11 protein-coding genes are annotated in these 17,486 nt (G+C 47.1%); 10 read left to right on the top strand and 1 reads right to left on the bottom strand.

What is annotated here, in order from left to right; all coding sequences use genetic code 11:
• Positions 1-23 precede the first annotated feature (23 nt).
• The 3 genes from Cabys_RS02360 to Cabys_RS02350 are packed head-to-tail and all read left to right on the top strand — an operon-like array spanning position 24 to position 3,059.
• The gene (locus Cabys_RS02360) at positions 24-794 is read left to right on the top strand and encodes a metal ABC transporter ATP-binding protein (RefSeq protein WP_006928506.1); all 771 of its coding nucleotides are present in this window, start codon (positions 24-26) and stop codon (positions 792-794) included.
• A gap of 28 nt (positions 795-822) precedes the next feature.
• Entirely contained in the window at positions 823-1,956 is a 1,134-nt protein-coding gene (locus Cabys_RS02355; RefSeq protein WP_006928505.1) for a metal ABC transporter permease, read from the top strand.
• Positions 1,953-3,059, top strand: coding sequence for a metal ABC transporter permease (locus Cabys_RS02350; protein WP_006928504.1), 1,107 nt, complete (start codon positions 1,953-1,955; stop codon positions 3,057-3,059). Before Cabys_RS02355 ends, Cabys_RS02350 begins: the two co-directional genes overlap by 4 nt.
• A gap of 101 nt (positions 3,060-3,160) precedes the next feature.
• On the opposite strand, the gene Cabys_RS02345 is transcribed toward Cabys_RS02350, so the two are convergent.
• On the bottom strand, positions 3,161-4,516 hold the full coding sequence (locus Cabys_RS02345) for a FlgD immunoglobulin-like domain containing protein (protein ID WP_006928503.1): 1,356 nt from the start codon (positions 4,514-4,516) through the stop codon (positions 3,161-3,163).
• Positions 4,517-5,409: 893 nt separating this feature from the next.
• Here Cabys_RS02345 and Cabys_RS02340 point away from each other — a divergent pair.
• The 7 genes from Cabys_RS02340 (at position 5,410) to Cabys_RS02310 (ending at position 17,191) form a co-directional block, all read left to right on the top strand.
• Positions 5,410-6,996, top strand: a complete 1,587-nt coding sequence (locus Cabys_RS02340) for an IS1182 family transposase (RefSeq protein WP_006928502.1) — start codon at positions 5,410-5,412, stop codon at positions 6,994-6,996.
• A 551-nt stretch (positions 6,997-7,547) separates the two neighbouring features.
• Positions 7,548-8,120, top strand: a complete 573-nt coding sequence (locus Cabys_RS02335) for an HdeD family acid-resistance protein (RefSeq protein ID WP_006928501.1) — start codon at positions 7,548-7,550, stop codon at positions 8,118-8,120.
• Positions 8,121-8,165: 45 nt separating this feature from the next.
• Positions 8,166-9,383, top strand: coding sequence for a VLRF1 family aeRF1-type release factor (locus tag Cabys_RS02330; RefSeq protein ID WP_006928500.1), 1,218 nt, complete (start codon positions 8,166-8,168; stop codon positions 9,381-9,383).
• A 1,218-nt stretch (positions 9,384-10,601) separates the two neighbouring features.
• The gene (locus Cabys_RS02325; RefSeq protein ID WP_006928499.1) at positions 10,602-12,101 is read left to right on the top strand and encodes a DUF7125 family protein; all 1,500 of its coding nucleotides are present in this window, start codon (positions 10,602-10,604) and stop codon (positions 12,099-12,101) included.
• Positions 12,091-14,337, top strand: a complete 2,247-nt coding sequence (locus Cabys_RS02320) for a hybrid sensor histidine kinase/response regulator (protein WP_006928498.1) — start codon at positions 12,091-12,093, stop codon at positions 14,335-14,337. The genes Cabys_RS02325 and Cabys_RS02320 overlap by 11 nt, the downstream gene beginning before the upstream one ends.
• A gap of 806 nt (positions 14,338-15,143) precedes the next feature.
• Positions 15,144-15,818 carry a response regulator transcription factor gene (locus tag Cabys_RS02315; RefSeq protein WP_006928497.1) on the top strand — a complete coding sequence of 225 codons (675 nt, stop codon included), beginning with the start codon at positions 15,144-15,146 and terminating at the stop codon, positions 15,816-15,818.
• Entirely contained in the window at positions 15,815-17,191 is a 1,377-nt protein-coding gene (locus tag Cabys_RS02310) for a sensor histidine kinase (RefSeq protein ID WP_006928496.1), read from the top strand. The genes Cabys_RS02315 and Cabys_RS02310 overlap by 4 nt, the downstream gene beginning before the upstream one ends.
• Positions 17,192-17,486 lie beyond the last annotated feature (295 nt).

The raw sequence follows: 17,486 nt of genomic DNA, 5'->3' as shown, positions 1-17,486 counted from the left end.
ACAACCATTAATTCGAGAATAAGATGAAAAAAGAAAACGTAGAAACGGCGGCGATTCATGTGGAAGATTTAACCGTCGCCTACCGCGAAAGCCCCGTGCTTTGGGATGTGGACATGGTTGTTCCGCAAGGCGTGTTGATGGCCATTGTGGGGCCCAACGGCGCCGGCAAAACCACCCTCATTAAAGCGATTTTAGGCCTGGTAAAACCGGCTGCCGGTAAAGTACTGATTTTTGGCCAGCCTTACGAAACGCAACGGCAACGGGTGGGGTACGTACCGCAACGAGGCAGCGTGGACTGGGACTTCCCCACCAGTGTGCTGGATGTGGTAATGATGGGCCGCTACGGCGCTCTGGGCTGGATTCGTCGTCCCGGTAAAAAAGAACGACGGTTAGCGCTGGAAGCGCTGGATAAAGTGGGCATGCGCGAGTTCAGCAACCGACAGATCAGTCAGCTTTCGGGCGGTCAGCAGCAACGCGTTTTTCTGGCGCGCGCTCTGGTGCAGGAAGCGGATATTTACTTTATGGATGAGCCCTTCCAGGGAGTGGACGCCACCACCGAAAAGACCATTGTCAAATTGCTGCAAGAATTGCGCAACAAGGGCAAAACGGTGGTTGTGGTTCATCACGATTTGCAAACCGTGCGCGAATATTTCGACTGGGTGATGCTGCTCAATGTTCGTCAGATTGCCTTTGGGCCGGTTGCCGAAGCGTTTACCGAACAAAATTTACGCACAGCCTATGGTGGAAAGGTGGCGTTTTTGACCCACCATGTTCATAAAGAGAAGACAGAATAACTAACCATTAAAAAGACCTTTGCCAGAGATGTTTGATTTGATTCAAAGTTTTATAAGCGACTATACCTTTCGCACGGTTGCTATGGGCTCCGGCGTGCTGGGAATTTTAAGCGGGGCGCTGGGCAGTTTTGCCGTTCTCCGCCGACAAAGTTTGTTAGGCGACGCCATCTCGCACGCCGCCTTACCGGGCATAGCGCTGGCTTTTTTGCTGACGCGTTCCAAAGCGCCGCTGGTTTTGCTGCTGGGCGCCGCGCTGGCCGGCTGGCTGGCCACCCTGCTTATTCTGGCCATTGTGCGCAACACGCGCATCAAAGACGACAGCGCCCTGGGCCTGGTGCTGGCTTCTTTTTTTGGTTTTGGCCTGGTGTTATTGACCTTCATCCAGAAACAACCCTACGCCAACCAGGCGGGACTGGAGACCTTTCTGTTCGGCCAGGCGGCGGCATTGCTGGCACGAGACGTGATCACCATGGCCGTTTTAAGCCTTATCACCCTGACCATCCTGGGAATCTTCTGGAAAGAATTTAAACTGATCAGTTTTGACCCAGAGTTCGGACAGAGTCTGGGCGTTCCGGTGCGCCTGTTCGATGTGCTGTTGACCAGTCTGCTGGTGGTAGCCATTGTGGTGGGACTGCAGACCGTGGGCGTGGTGCTGATGAGCGCCATGGTCGTGGCGCCGGCTGCTGCAGCGCGACAGTGGACGGATCGTTTAAGCCTGATGACCTTACTGGCTGGCTTTTTCGGCGCGCTGGCCGGTATTAGCGGCGCCATCATCAGCAGCATGTTTGCTAAACTGCCCACCGGTCCGACCATCGTGGTCTGCATGAGCTTTATCGTAGCCTTTTCGTTGATGTTTGCCGCCAATCGGGGTATTTTTTGGCGCTGGCTGCAGGAACGGCGCAATCGTCGCCGTCTGGAATTAAACGCCGTGCTAAGCGACCTGTATGCCCTGGCCGATCAGCATGCGGATCACTACCATGCCCATCCGATTCAGGTTCTGCGCACCATGAGCATTGGACACGGCGGGGTTGACCGCAGCCTTAAAGAACTACGCGCCCGGGGTTGGGTGGAGCAAACGCCCGATGGCGCCTGGCGCTTGACGGAAATTGGCTATCAGGCCGCTAAAAAGGTTGTGGAGCAAGGAAGAGAGGTCGCCCAATGAGTCCGCAAATCGAAATCCAGCTTATTGCCGTTGTTGTGGCTGTTGCCTGCGCCCTGCCAGGCGTATTTTTAGTGCTACGCCGCATGGCCATGCTCAGCGACGCCATCAGTCACGCCATTTTGCTGGGCATTGTGCTGGCTTTTTTTATTACGCAAGATTTGTCTTCGCCCTTTCTGGTGCTCGCCGCCACGCTCACAGGCGTATTAACGGTTACAATGGTGGAAATGTTAAATCGCACACGTCTGGTAAAAGAAGATACAGCCATCGGGCTGGTTTTTCCGCTGCTGTTCAGCATCGGCGTTATTCTGATTGCCCGCTACGCCGGAAAGGTGCATCTGGATACGGACGCGGTGTTGCTGGGCGAGTTAGCCTTTGCCCCCTTCGACCGTCTGGTGCTTTTCGGAGTGGATATCGGTCCCAAAGCATTGTACGTCATGGGCGGCATTCTGGCGCTCAATTTATTGTTTATCGTCCTGTTCTTTAAAGAATTGAAATTAGCCACATTTGACGCGCAGTTAGCCGCCTCGCTGGGTTTTGCCCCCGGAGTGATCCATTACAGTTTGATGACCCTGGTTTCGGTTACGGCTGTGGGCGCATTTGAAGCGGTTGGTTCCATTCTGGTGGTGGCTTTAGTGATCGGACCGCCGGCCACGGCCTATCTGCTTGTGGACAGCGTTTTGGGCATGTTGCTCCTCAGCAGCGGCGTCGGCCTGCTGGCGGCCATCAGCGGCTACTGGAGCGCTCACCTGTTCGATGTTTCCATTGCCGGTTCCATGGCCACCATGGTGGGAATTATCTTTTTCCTTACTTTGCTTTTAGCGCCCCAACGCGGCCTTATCGCCCTGGCCCGACGCCGCAAAAAACAACAGATCGATTTTTCGCTGGAAATGCTGCTGGTTCACCTTTTGAATCACGAAGGCATGCCCGAAGAAGAACAGGAATGTCGCATTGCGCACCTACCAGACCATTTACACTGGGAAGGGCAGCTTATCGAACGCGTGATTAAAAAAGGGGAACGAGAAAAACTGCTGCAAAGGGCCGGCGCCTTCCTTAAACTGACCGAAAAGGGACGCAAAAAGGCTGAAAGCTCGTTAACCCGTTAATACTGAATGTCGGCGTTAATCAACGTACGTCCCCATCCCATTTCTTTACCGGACTGAAAGTTTCAATAGCTTCTCTGAAAAAACGCTATCGGGTCGTTTTTCTATTTCACCAGCACCATCTTGCGCGTAGCAGAAAAATCTCCGGCTCGCAAGCGATACCAGTACACGCCAGCGGCAACCGGTTGTCCTGCGTGGTTGGAGCCGTTCCAGCGTACCACATGCTTCCCCGGCAGCATCACTTTATTTAGCAGCGTTTTGATCCTTTTTCCCTGTCCATCGAAAATTTCCAGCGTTACCGGCGAAGCCTGTTCAAGCTGGAATGAAATAACCGTTGCCGGGTTAAAGGGATTGGGGTAGTTAGGCAATAATTTAAAAGCAATGGGCGACGGCCTATCGTCTTTCGGATCGATCTTTACAGAAACGCCGGTGTCCAGCAAAAAAGCGGTTTTACTGGCGTAACTGCCGGCATGCCATCCCCAGCCACAAATATATCGCCCGTCCGGAGAGACATCCACGGCAAAATGGAGCGTCGAGCCATCGTTCAGCAAATCGGCGTAAGTTTCATTAAGGTCTTCCATCTGTCCATTGTACCAGCGAAAAGCGCGCCACCTAAACAATGAATCTTCTGCCCAGCCCACAATTACCTCGCCGTTCATAGAAGCGGCGTACGCTTCGCTGTAATGGCCGCCCAGGGTTCCCAGGTCTTCCATTATTCCATCCTGCCAGCGGAATGCGTGGTATCGTGCGGAAAAGAAGGATGTATCTGCATAACCAACAATCACGCTGCCATCGGGAGAAATATTTAGCGCAGTGGCGTTTGCTCCGCCCAGGGTGCCCAGGTCCTGCATGTGGCCATTTTCCCAGCGAAAAGCTCTCCAGTTGTTGGAACTATCACGCGCCCAGCCCACCACAATGTTGCCATCGGCCGAGGCGCCATACGCATGACTATGAAGGCCGCCCAGAGTACCAAGATTTTGTATCACTCCGTTTTCCCATCGAAAAGCCAGTGAAGAGTTATCGGGACTTTTAGACTGTCCAACAACCACAGCGCCATCGTCTGAAACGCCAAAAGCCTCGGAGTGCGCTCCGCCCAGCGTACCCAGACTTTCCAACCCGCCGGAAGAGGTCCAGCGAAAGGCCCTGTGATCGTTATTGGCCTGGCTGGCGTACCCCACAACAAGCTGACCATCACCGGTCACACAATTGGCCCTGCTCCACACGCCTCCCAATGTCCCAATATCCTCCACGCTTCCGTTTACCCAACGGACGGCGTGATGGCTGCCCCCCGCCACCTCCGCTTCGCCAACCACAATGTTTCCATCCGCTGAAACCGCCCATGCCTGGCATTCGTTGTTAACCACTCCCTGCAACCAGGTTAGCGTTTGCCCCTTTACCAGATCCGGAACGCTCAGTAAAAATACAATGAACACAAATCCGCTTAACATAACGCTCTTCATGTTCTTTTCCCCCTGATAAAGTAAAAAGCAAAAAAATTTATTATTTTAAATGCATTACTCCGGCGATGGAAAAGAAAAGAGGATTGCTTTTAATTCCGCTCTAATAAGTTAGAAAGACGATTTCATACGCTTACAGAAAATAATAAACGATTATATGGCCAGTCAAATAAAAGATGGATTTCGGAGATAGCATACTTCCTTAAAAACATCTACCCTGCCCGGGCGGGATTGGTTTAATGGTTGATTAGTTGAATAGTTGATTTTGGTTGAATGGTTGAATCGGCGCCGAAATGTCATTCCTCATTCCACTCTGTAGGCTAAGAGGTCCGACCGGAAAATTCCTGACACAAAAACGTGTCATTCATTAGAACGTAGGTATCCATTACACTATAGGGAAATAATGTTCACGTTCAGGGTGTTCCCTTCAGCCGGACTTTTATTCTGGGAAAGGGAGTGAGGACAATTGAAACTATTAATTTAAAACATTCTTTGCGCCCTCTGTGACCTCTCTAATCCCTCTGTGGTTGCGTAAATTCCTGCGGGAATGTTTTTGGTTGCGGCTTTGCTGTACTTGAATTAAAAATTACAAATTAAAAATTACGAATTACGAATTATCATGCGGAGCGGGAGGCTGTGCCCGAATTAGAGTGCCGATTTGCTTAACTTTGCTCTCAAAATAATTTGTTCTTTTTCTGCGATTATTGGCGTAATCTGCGAGAAAATAACTTGGCGCGCGTTGCGCTTGATTTTGGTTGCGGCTATACTGCCTTGGAATACTTCCTCTGAAAGATCTAGTCCCGCCCTGGAGGCTGTTGCAAATTCAGTTTGAGTAAAATTCAAAAAATTTGTAAATTCTGGGCGACAGATAAAACAAGTAATAACAAAGGAATTCCATGAGTTTTATTACTTATAATCGCTCACAAATGAATCTCTTTGGCTATAGTGTGGAAGATTTTGCCAGAGACGATCCAAAGAGTCGATTTGTAGTGGAGTTGGTTTCGCGCCTTGATTTAAGTGCACTTTATTCCCGTTATAGTTCGCAAGGCGGTGATTCTTATGCCCCAGACATGATGCTTGCCTTATGGTTTTATGCTTATAGTAACGGCATTACCAGCACCCGTAAGCTGGAGGAATTGTGTAAATTTGATACGCGCTACATTTATATCACTGGGAATCAGCATCCGGATCATAGTACATTAAGTCGTTTTCGCAAGGCACATTTGGATTTATTAGACCAATATTTTGTAGAGATACTTTTAATTGCCCAGGCCGAAGGCATAAGTAGTTTCAACCAGATAGCCATAGATGGCACGAAAATCAAAGCGCACAGCAGTAAGCGTCATGGCTACACTGAGGATCAATTAGACAAACGTATAGAGAAGTTAAGAGCAGAGATCAAGCAATACATGCAGCGCTGTAATTTTGTAGAACAGGGGGCCACGGATGAATTAGATTTAGAAACTCTTCGAGCGGAGAAAGAACGGCTTGAGCGCTTAGAGAAAGAGATATTAGAACGTAAAGCCCAATTGAAAGAGCGTAAGAAACAGCTCAAATCAGAACATCGTTCAAGACATCAAATAAATGTAAAAGAGCCGGATGCCCGCATGATGCCTTCGGTGGATGGACCGGGCTATAACGCACAATTAGGCGTAGATATGTCCAGTCATTTAATAGTAGCTCATGAAGTCGTAAGCCAGCCCAACGACCAGGGTCAATTCATACCGATTCAAGAACAAGTAGAGAAGAATCTTGGTTCAGATGATAAGCGATCTTACACGGCCGATTCCGGTTATCACAATAGCACAGACCTAAAAGAATTGGAAGAAAAGCAGATTGATGCCGTAATAGCCGATCCCCAGTTATCCAATCGTTCGATAAAGGAGACACCAACCTCCAAGGAAGAATTGCAAAAAGAAGAAAGAAAACTAAAACGAAGTGATTTTGTGTATCATGAACAGGGAGATTACTATGAATGTCCGGCGGGTAAGAAGCTTTTTCCAGTTGAGAGGAATAGCGAACGGATCGTATATCGTTCCAATGATTGTCAGGACTGTCCCTTAATTAATTTATGCATTTCCAGTAAAAAGAAAGTTAAGCAAATCCATCGTTCAGTTAATGAGAGTTATTGCGAACGTATGGCGAAAAAGTTACAAACTTCAGCGGCGCAGGAACGACTAAAAAAGCGTTCGGTGACAGTTGAACCTGTTTTTGGTAACTTGAAGCATAATTTAGGCTATCGTGGATTTTCCTTATCTGGTCTTAATAATGTTCGTAGTGAATTTACGTTAATGTGTATTGGGCATAATATTAATGTTCTATTTAAAAATATGTTAGGGAAACGTTTAGCAGCGTTTATAACAGCATCACAAGAAAAAGATGATCTATTAATTTTATTTTCAAAGAATATTTTGGCGTTTTTAATTCTATATTTTGCCCAACGCTTAAGAATGAGAAAAAATTATCAATATCGGAGAATATAAGCATTAATTCCTCCCCCCCATGCAACAGCCTCCCGGGCGGGATTTGAAAATTTTTGTGCTGTTTTTAAAACTCATCCCCCAGCCCCTTCTCTTTAAAAAAGAGAAGGGGCGTAAATTGTGCCGATTTGCTTAGTTTTCGTCTTACATGTTGAGATACCGTTCTATTTTTTCTTTTCGATCCTGGCGTTCACTTTTCAGCTGAAGCCAGACAGAAGGGTTTGAGTGAAAAAATCTTTGCGCGCTTTGTGGCTTTTTTTGCGCTCATGGTGGTTCTTTTTTTGGTTGCGGCTTCGCTGCCTTAGAGCAAACGCAAAAATTTTTCGTGTTATTTCGAGAAGCTTGCCACGACGTAATTCAATCTGAAAATATGACAAACGCCACTGTCAACATTAACGACTCATGGCAAATGAATGGCTGAAAGGGAAAAGGCAATCACACATCTTAAGTACTAATAAATTTTACATTTAATGAATTTAATGAACGGCTGGCACGCAAGTTGTATTTCTCTTCACGACGATTGAGTACTATCAAAATTTTAAAGGGAGGAAAAGATGAAATCTAAAGAAATACTAATCGAGGTTAAAGAGTTACCGGCCAGCTGGAAATGGTTATTGATTCTTGGCGTTTTAAACCTGTTATTTGGCGCCATTGGCATTAGCATTGCAGGTCTGGTAACTATCACAACAACCATTTTATTCGGAATCCTGATGTTTATTTCCGGTGTATTACAGACCTACCACTGGTTTAAGGAAAAAGACGCTTCCTGGAGTGGTAGAATTCCACATTTAATTTTCGCCCTTCTCTATCTGGCGGGAGGCGTAGTGATATTTATTGATCCGCTTAGCGGCGCTTCCGCGCTAACCATTATGCTTGCCGTGGTGTTTATCTTAATCGGGGCTTTACGTCTTGGACTTTCCACATTGCTGGCCATTCACGGATGGCGCTGGCTGCAACATGCCATAGGCGGCATACTGGCGCTTGTTTTAGGTATCTACATCTTAATTAACTGGCCAATTAGCAGTCTGTGGGTTATTGGCTTACTTATTTCCGTGGAAATGATCCTTAATGGCTGGCAGATGATCATCGTTGCGTTAAAGACTAAAAAGTTAGAAAAGAACATGTAACGGCACAAAAATACGGATTGCAATTAAAAAAATGAGGACAGAATAATGATTCCCATTCAAAAAGAAATTCTCGAGTTAAAAGAAACTTTCTTTGAAACGGATTCCCCCGTCCTTTCCATCTATGCCGATATTAACCCGGCTAAGCCAGAAAATGCGGGACGGGCGTGGGCAAAGCGCATCAAAAATGCGCTCAAAACTCTACCGGAAATACACAATGCGCAGGGCAAACGCGATACGCCTCTTTACGATGCTGTTCTGGAATTAATTGACCAGGAACGCCCCCAGGCTCGCACGCTGGCGCTGTTTGCCACGCGCGGCCGGCATGGTCGACTTCTCACTAAACGCCTGGACCTGCAGGTGGAGTTGCCGGTGGTCGATCTGGCTCACGGAAGGGTCGATGCCCGCTGGGGCGAGCCCTATTTAACGCCCCTATTTTTTGCCGCAGATGAATACGAGCCCACAGGCGTACTTCATCTGGAAGGCTCCGGATGGCGCTTTTATGAGGTGTTTCTTGGCGAAGTTTCGGAAGACAGCGAAATCTTTAAAGAGATCACAATCGAGGATTGGAAAGAACTCGAAGAATTGACGGCACGCATTGACAATGCCACATCGCTGCGCAAGGCAATGGGCGGAAAAGGCTTTGACAGGCTTTCGCCAAAAGAACGCGAATCAGCCAAAATAAGCGCCTGGATGCACCGGCTGTACATGCGTCTGGCAGTAGCCCTGGAAAAAGCGGTGATGCGGCTAAACATACAACGACTTGTTTTCATGGGGGAAGATTGGCAGACCAGGCACTTTGAAGGATACCTGAGCCGCGGACTGCGTAATCGCGTGGTTGCCCATGTTGCACATCCTGCAAACCGCAAGGCTCAGTCCTCCCGCGATATCATGGAACGCATTCAACCCGTTCTGGAAGCGGCTGAGCGCGCCGCCGAAATGGAACTCCTGGATCGCATTGCCAAACAACCCGGAGCCCGGGGACTGGATGAAGCACTGGACGCCTTGCAAATGGGGCGCGTGGATGTTCTTGTTCTGCCATGGAAGCTTGAGGCTAAAATCTGGCGTTGCCCTAAAGAAGGCGTTGTTGCCTGCTCTGAGGAAATGGCGCGTATTTTCTGTGACGAACCTCAGCAGGTTGCGCTGCGCGATTATGTGTGGCTCCTGGCCCAGGAATATGGCGCTCGCCTGGAATTCGTCCGCGGCGCTGCCGAAGAACGTGTACTAAAGGAATTTGCAGGCGCTGCAGCGCTACTGCGCTGGTAACTTGCGTTTTTTTTCAAGATAAATGCAGAGCGTCCCTCAGATTGGCGATCGCTGGAGCCAGATTTTTGTCGGCTCCAGTGATTTTAGACTGCTTCCTTCGTAGCATGTATCCTGCAAGATTGGTTGAATGGTTGCCGGCCTGTTATTCTGAACGGAGCGCCAGCTTCAGTCTCGAGGAATCGGGACGGAGTGAAGAATCTATACCGTTGAATGGTTAAATAGAAATTAGTCGGCGTTGGCGCCCAGCACACCGTCGGAGAAAATTCTCACCAGCAAATCTTCCCCCTCCCAGAATTTTATTCTGAGAGCCGGGAATTGGAGGGGTGAGAGCAATTCAAAACTTAAAACATTCTTGGCGCCCTTTGTGACTTCTCTAATCTCTCTGTGGTTGCTTAAATTCCTGCGGGAATGTTTTTGTTTGCTGCTATGCTGTACTTGAATTAAAAATTACGAATTACGAATAGTAGAGTACCGGTTTGCTTAGCTTGCGTCTTAAATGTTAAATAATTTTCTGCGATTATTGGCGTAATCTGCGGGAAAATTACTTTGCGCACGTTGCGGTTGATTTTGGTTGCGGCTGTGCTGCATTAGTTTTAACTGCCCGCGCTCTCAATAAGCGGCATGCGCCGCCTTTAAAAAATCGGGCGTTCCTAACCAAAAAAACTTTAACCCTTTGTGACCATCTTTTAGATGCCTTAATAATTTTTGCTTATAAATCATTGAACTTGTAAATTTACTCTATTAGCTCAGGGACGAGAAACCGCTTTCCTGTATGATTGCTCAAATTACATGCTGTGCGGCTTAAAAAATTGCATGACTTCGCTTTCGAAAAACGTCTATAGATGAAAAAATATCGTTGCGCTTCAAAAGTAAAAAATGAGTTAAAAATTAATCGCGTCCTTTAATTAAGTAAATTATTGGATGGCATGGCGTATGGGATAAAATGTCATATTAAAAAACTTTTGCCGGGGCGTCCGGCCTTTTCTGAAGGAGTCCTGAAAAGAAAATGCATCTCAAAAAACATCTTTCAATTCTATGTCAGAAGTGAAACCAAGATCCTGCTGATTTAACGAAAAACGGTAATAATAATCTGCATGCTGAACGGTGAAGAAACGTAAAAAAGAATGTAAGAGCAGACTTCTGGACCTTATCTAAACCGACTTAAGCTCAAAAAGGGAGTGAGAGATTTTCCCCGGCCAGAAGTGAGGAGGAGTAACCATGATGAATGTACGCGTACCAACGGGCATCAAAGGATTGGATGAAATATTAAACGGAGGATTCGTTCCTGCGTCAAGTTATCTCATTGTTGGCGCGCCCGGAACGGGCAAAACCGTTCTCGCCCTTCAATTTTTAACCGAAAGCGCCAAAAAGGGCGCCTCCTGTTTGTATATCACGCTCGCAGAGCCAGAAGAATCGCTGCGTCGTAACGCCTCTGTTTTTGATTTTGATCTGAAAGACATCGTCATGGTCGATCTGTCAGAAGCCTTCGAGGAAGATCTTCCGGAAGGAGAATACAGTGTGTTCTCTCCGGCAGAAGTGGAAGGCGAACCCATCTGGAAGCAAATTAACGATGCCATTGAAACACACTCCCCGCAACGCCTGGTCATTGATTCGGCCACCTTTCTGCGCTATCTTTCAACAGACGAATATCAGTTCCGCAAGCACATCCAGGGGATGGTCAATCGCCTTTCTGCAAAAAAGTGCCTGACTCTACTGCTCTTTGAACCCCTTGAGCTGGAGAAAGACGTTTCGCTGGCCATGGCTGTGGACGGTATTCTCACCTTACGGAACGAGACCTCAGAAAACCGGCTGACCGAGATCCGCACCATAGAAGTCAATAAAATGCGCAGTTTTTCATTTATGACCGGCAGGCACCCCTTGCGCATTACGAACCGGGGTATAGTTGTCTGGCCGCACAGGATTGAAAAGCTAAAGGAATACACATATGAACGAAAAATGGTTCAATCTGGCATTGAAGGGCTGGATGAATTGCTCATGGGCGGTCTTTCTTCGGGTACCTGCACGTTGATTTCTGGGCCGGCAGGCGCAGGGAAAAGCACCCTTGCGCTCCAGTTTCTTACCACAGCAGCAAAAGAAGGACAAAAGGGCGTTTATTACTCTTTTGAAGAAGGTCTGGCCTCCATGCTTGAACGCTGCAACGCCATTGGCATCCCCTTCCAAAAACATATCGAAGACGGCCTGATCACCTTTCGAGAAATCAATCCCCTGGAACAATATCCGGATGAATTTCTGGAGATGTTGCGACATGACATGGAGATAAACGGCGTCAACATGTTTGTGCTGGATAGTTTGCGCGGCTATAACATGGCCATGGAAACCTTTGGCAGCGTCATTGCCAATATGCAGAACATCATCAACTATACGCGCCGCAATATGGCCAGCCTATTTATTGTGAATGAGCAGGAAATGATTACCGGCAACTTGCAGATCACCGACATGGGCGTGAGCTACGTGGCCGACAATGTTCTTTTAATTCGCTATGCGGAAGTAGAAGGACGCGTAATTAAGGTGATAAGCTGCCTCAAAAAACGGATTGGAAATTTTCAGCCCGACTTGAGAGAATTGATCATTACGTCGCAAGGTTTAAAGGTCGGTAAAAAACTCCATCAGCTCCATGGCCTGTTAACAGGGGTGCCAACAACTGATACTATCCATTTGCCGAAAAATCCGGACAGGGAGGACGGGCATGAAGGTTAGTCGCCCGCTCATTGCCGTGGGATTCGGCAATCCGATTGACCGTAAGCTGGTGACCGATTACCTTTCATCTCTGGGTTATGACATCGTTGAGTTAATAGAAAAAAATATCGCCAGGGCAGATCTTTTTCTCCTGGATGTCCCGTCGGCGCGCAGGCATGGCCACGCCGTACTCACACAGAAAAAGAAGTCCGGGATTTTTCTGCCAGCGGTAGTGGTGCTGGGCAAGCGGGATGCCGCTGATCCCTGGCTGGAAGCGGGATTCGACGATGTGCTGCGCATGCCTCTCTCCAGATCCGAACTCAGGGCTAATCTCCAGATTCTTTTACGATTGCGCCAGCGCACTCTCCACTTAAAACAAAAGGGCGAAATAAAGTACCGGGCCATTTTTGAAGCCACCGGCACCGCTACTTTGCTGGTGGATGAAGATACGACGATTTTGATGGCCAATCGTCAATGTTTACGCCTTACTGGCTACGCCCCGCAAGAGCTTATCGGCACCAGGGGAATCGATTATATTGCGCCGGAAGATCGAGACCTGGTGCTAAGCTATCATAAAGCCCGATTGGAAGACCCGGCAAAACCGCCCGAACAATACGAAGCCAGATTAATCAACAAGAACGGTAAAGTAATCCACACCCTGCTATCCGTAAGCATGATGCCCGGCGGCAAACAAAGCATCGTTTCTATGATAGACATTACGGCCCAAAAAGAAGCCGAAGCGGCCCATGAACGATTGAGCGCCGCCATTCACCACGCAGCCGGAGCAGTGATCATCACCGATACGGAAGGTAACATTGAATATGTCAACCCTGCTTTTGAACGCGTAACCGGCTATTCCCGCAATGAAGCGCTGGGCAAAAATCCACGTATCTTAAAAAGCGGACAACACGACGCATCATTTTATAAAAATTTGTGGGAAACCATCACCAGCGGTCGCACCTGGTATGGGAAATTTATCAACCGACGTAAAGACGGAAGCTTATTTATAGAAGAAGCCTCCATTTCACCGATTTTTGACGCCAGTGGAAAAATTACGCATTATGTGGCCGTAAAACGCGATGTGACGCGTGAAGAAGAGCTGGAACAACAATTGCTCCAGGCCCAGAAGATGGAAGCCATTGGGCGGCTGGCCGGCGGTGTGGCGCACGATTTCAACAACATGCTGAGCGTCATTCTCGGCTACAGCGACATCATTTTGCGTCAGCTTCGTCCGGAAGACCCTCTTACGGACAAAGTCAAGCAGATTGTCGAGGCGGGCAAACGGTCGGCTGCCCTGACCAGACAGTTACTGGCCTTTAGCCGTCAGCAAACTCTTCAGCCGAAAGCGCTGGACCTCAATGTTTTGATCCGCAATCTGGAAAAGATGCTGGGACGGCTGATTGGCGAAGATATTGACCTGAAACTGGAACTTGCCGATGATCTTTACCGTGTGATGGCCGATCCGGGACAGATGGAGCAGGTGATCATGAATCTGGTGGTCAACGCCCGGGACGCCATGCCCGGCGGCGGTAAAATAACTATCGAAACTTCAAACGTGGAGCTGGATGAACTGTACGCGCGCAACCACATGGGCGTTAAGCCGGGTAAATATGTGATGCTTGCCATTAGCGACACCGGTCATGGCATGGATAAAGATACCCTTTCAAAGATTTTCGATCCCTTCTTCACCACTAAAGAAAAGGGCAAAGGCACCGGGCTGGGACTTTCCACGGTTTACGGAATTGTCAAACAAAGCGGAGGCAATATTCTGGTTTACTCAGAACCGGAAAAGGGAACCACATTTAAAATTTACCTTCCGGAAACAAAAGCCCAACCCCAGGAAGAAAAAGAGAAGGCGGCGCCCATTGAATCTTCCGCAGGCGAACATATTCTGGTGGTCGAAGATGAAGAAGCTTTGCGAAATCTGGCCGGTGAAATCCTTAAAAGACTGGGGTACCGGGTCACCGTGGCGGCCAACGGCGGCGAAGCGCTGCTGCTGATAGAAAAAAAAGGTCTAAAACCGGACCTGCTTATTACGGATGTTATTATGCCCAACATGAGCGGCAAAGAATTGGTGGAAATACTGCGGGAGAATCATCCGCATCTTAAGGTGCTTTACATGTCTGGCTATACGGACAATGCCATTGTTCATCATGGGGTGCTTGATGCGGGCGTCCACTTTATCCAGAAACCTTTTACGATTAATGACTTCGCCAGTAAAGTACAACAGGTTTTACAAAATAAGAAACCATCTTAGAAAATTTTCATCGAAAGAACTGGCGCTTTAACGGGCCGACATGGTTTAATGGTTGAGTAGGATACTTCCTCTGGAAAATCAATACCGCCCGGGCGGGATTTGAAAATTTTTGTGCTGCTGGATTGGTTGAATAGTTGATTAGTTGAATGGTTGAATAGTTAGTCTGTCATTTCAAAAATGTTTCTGCAAATGTGATGAATTCCTACCACCGTTTATGTAGGGGCGAAGGATTTCCAAGAACAATTCAGCGCTGGCAAGCATTACTCTTTAGTCATATAAAAAAAGCATTCTGGATAAAGGGGGATGGAAATCCTTCGCCCTTACAAGTACGGTCATTCCTAATCTTTTGTCTGAGAGTAAGAGTACAGTGCGTGAGGGCAATTGAAACTATTTTTAATTTAAAATAGTTTTTTCGCCTTTGTGACTTATCTGAGCTATCAGTGGTCGCTTAAAATAATTTGTTTGATCTTTTTCTGCGATAATTGGCGTAATCTGTGAGAACATTACTTTGCGGCCGTTGCGCTTGATTTTGGCTGCGGCTCTGCTGCCTTAGAGTGAACACATTTAATATTTTTCTGCGAATTTCTGTGCAATCTACGCGCAAGAATATCCCTGCCAATCAGAGTCTAATCATTCATTTCGCGCCAATCCCATCTACTCGTCTTTTCTTTTTCCGGCCGACATTCTTTTTGAATTACGATTAAAAATAAGATATATTCTGCTATCAGAGGATATTTTTAACGCTTTTAAGAAAATCTTAAGAATTCGTTAAGACGAATTTAATGATTGCGTAATACATTGAGGCCATGAGAATATTGATAATAGAAGACGAGCCCGGCATAGCCAATTTTATCAAGCAAGGGCTGGAAGAAGAATCTTTTGCCGTTGACGTGGCTTACGATGGCAATACAGGTCTTGAAAACGCCCTGTCCGGCGAGTATGATCTGATTTTAATCGATTGGATGTTGCCTGGCATCAGCGGCATTGAAGTATGCCGCACCTTACGCAAGACGGACGGAGAAACGCCGATTATTTTTTTAACAGCTAAAGATACGGTTCAAGATACGATTTTCGGCTTACAGGCCGGGGCTAATGACTACATTAAAAAGCCCTTTGCTTTTGAAGAACTATTAGAACGCATTCGCGTGCAGCTTCGTCCAAAATCAGCCGAGCACGAAAAATTTACCCTGGGCGACATCGTTCTTGATTCGCAGACGCACCGTGTGTTTAAGGGCGACGAAGAAATATTTTTAACGCAAAAAGAATTTGCCCTGCTGGAGTTTCTTTTACGAAACAAAGGCAAGGTTTGCCGCAGAACGCAGATCATAGAAAGTGTATGGGATATCCATTTTGAGTACAACACCGGGGTCATCGACGTTTACATCAACGCTTTGCGGAAGAAGCTGCGCCTGGAAGAACCCGGCCCGCACATCAAGACCATCCGCGGCGTGGGATACATTGCCAGGGAAACACAACCATGACCTTTAAAGACAGAATCGCTTTTTACTATTTGATTTCGGCCGCATCAATCATTGCCACCGTGTTTGTAATCATCTATTTTATTGTTTCCGCTACCGTGTATTCCAATCTTGATTCCGCCCTTATCTATGAAGCGCGTAAACATTTAAAAGACGTAATCGTAGAACAAGACAGCCTGTACTTCGACAACCATGCCATTATTGCCGAACGCGAACACAAGGAAGCAGAAGTCCTACCTTTCTTTCTACAAATTGTGGATACATCAGGCAACGTACTGGCAAAGTCCACCAATTTAAAAAAACAAACCCTGACTTTCCGTCCCGATGTTATCGCACACAAATGCTTTAATGCCGAATTGAGCGACAAAGCCATTCGCCAGATTCAAATCCCCGTTAAACAAAACGGGAAATTAAAGGGATACCTTTTAACCGCCGTTTCGCTGGAAGGAACCATCCTGGTTGTAAAAAACCTGCGATATGTGCTGCTGGTTTTGTTCCCGTTAGTGCTGGCCCTGTTGTTTTTTGTGGCGCGCTACCTGGCAGATAAAAACATCAAACCCATAGTCAATATTATCGAAACCACCAACCGCATCACCAAATACAATTTAAGCGAACGGGTTAAACTGCCCAAAACGCGCGACGAACTGTACACCCTATCGCAGGCCATCAATGAGTTGCTCGATCGAATGCAAAACGCTTTTGAACGCGAAAAGCAATTCACCAACGACGCATCGCACGAACTGCGAACGCCGCTCTCCGTCATTAAAGGCACGCTGGAAGTTCTGGTGCGCAAACCGCGTAAAGAAGAAGAGTACAAAGAAAAAATCAAGTATTGCATCTCCGAAATCGACTCTATGTCTGAACGCGTGGATCAGCTTTTGCTGCTGGCCCGCTTCGATAAAGCCAATATCTCTTTACGGAAAGAATCTCTGCCCGCCATTTCGCTGATCGACAATGCCATTTACCGTCACCGAAAACTCATTGAGGAAAAAAATATTAACATCGTCATGAAGGACGATCTGGCTGCAGAGGTAGTAACCGACCCTTACTATGTGGATATGATTATGGAAAACATCATTTCCAACGCTATCAAATACTCTCCTGCGGGCGGCACAATAGAAATCCAGGCTCACAAAGAAGACGATAAAATAATCATAGAAGTCGTTGATTACGGCGAGGGCATTAAAGAAGAAGATCTAAATTCTGTTTTCAATCCTTTCTTTCGCTCTGATTCGCTAAATCACAAACACATTAATGGTAGCGGCCTGGGTCTTTCCATTGTTAAAAAGGCCAGCGAAATTTTAGGCGTGGAGGTAAAACTCCAGAACCATCCGCCTAAAGGATTGAAGGCGCAAATAATTTTTCCGGTCGGTTGATTTGTTTCACCGAGCGCTTATTTTCGCCCCGCTAAACAGTAAATAGTTTGGCTCCAGATGCCATGCAACAAAATTAAAATGTTTTTAAAATAGTTTATCGCCCATGCAGGCAAAAAATCCAATTTCGGCCACTCCAAAAAAGAAAAGGTTATTCTTTACTTTTCACTGTAGCCAATTTTCTCGTAAGAAAGGAATTTGACAGTGACCCTTTATTTAAAAACCCGTTTAAAACTCCCGCTCTGGAGAAAAAAATCTATTTTTTAAGATTCTTTTAAGATTTATTTAAGTCAGCGCT

The sequence above is a fragment of the Caldithrix abyssi DSM 13497 genome (assembly GCF_001886815.1).
In the GTDB taxonomy this organism is placed as follows: Bacteria; Calditrichota; Calditrichia; order Calditrichales; family Calditrichaceae; genus Caldithrix; species Caldithrix abyssi.
The sequence above is the reverse complement of the archived record's forward strand: the minus strand, read 5'-3'. Positions and strand labels throughout refer to the sequence as shown.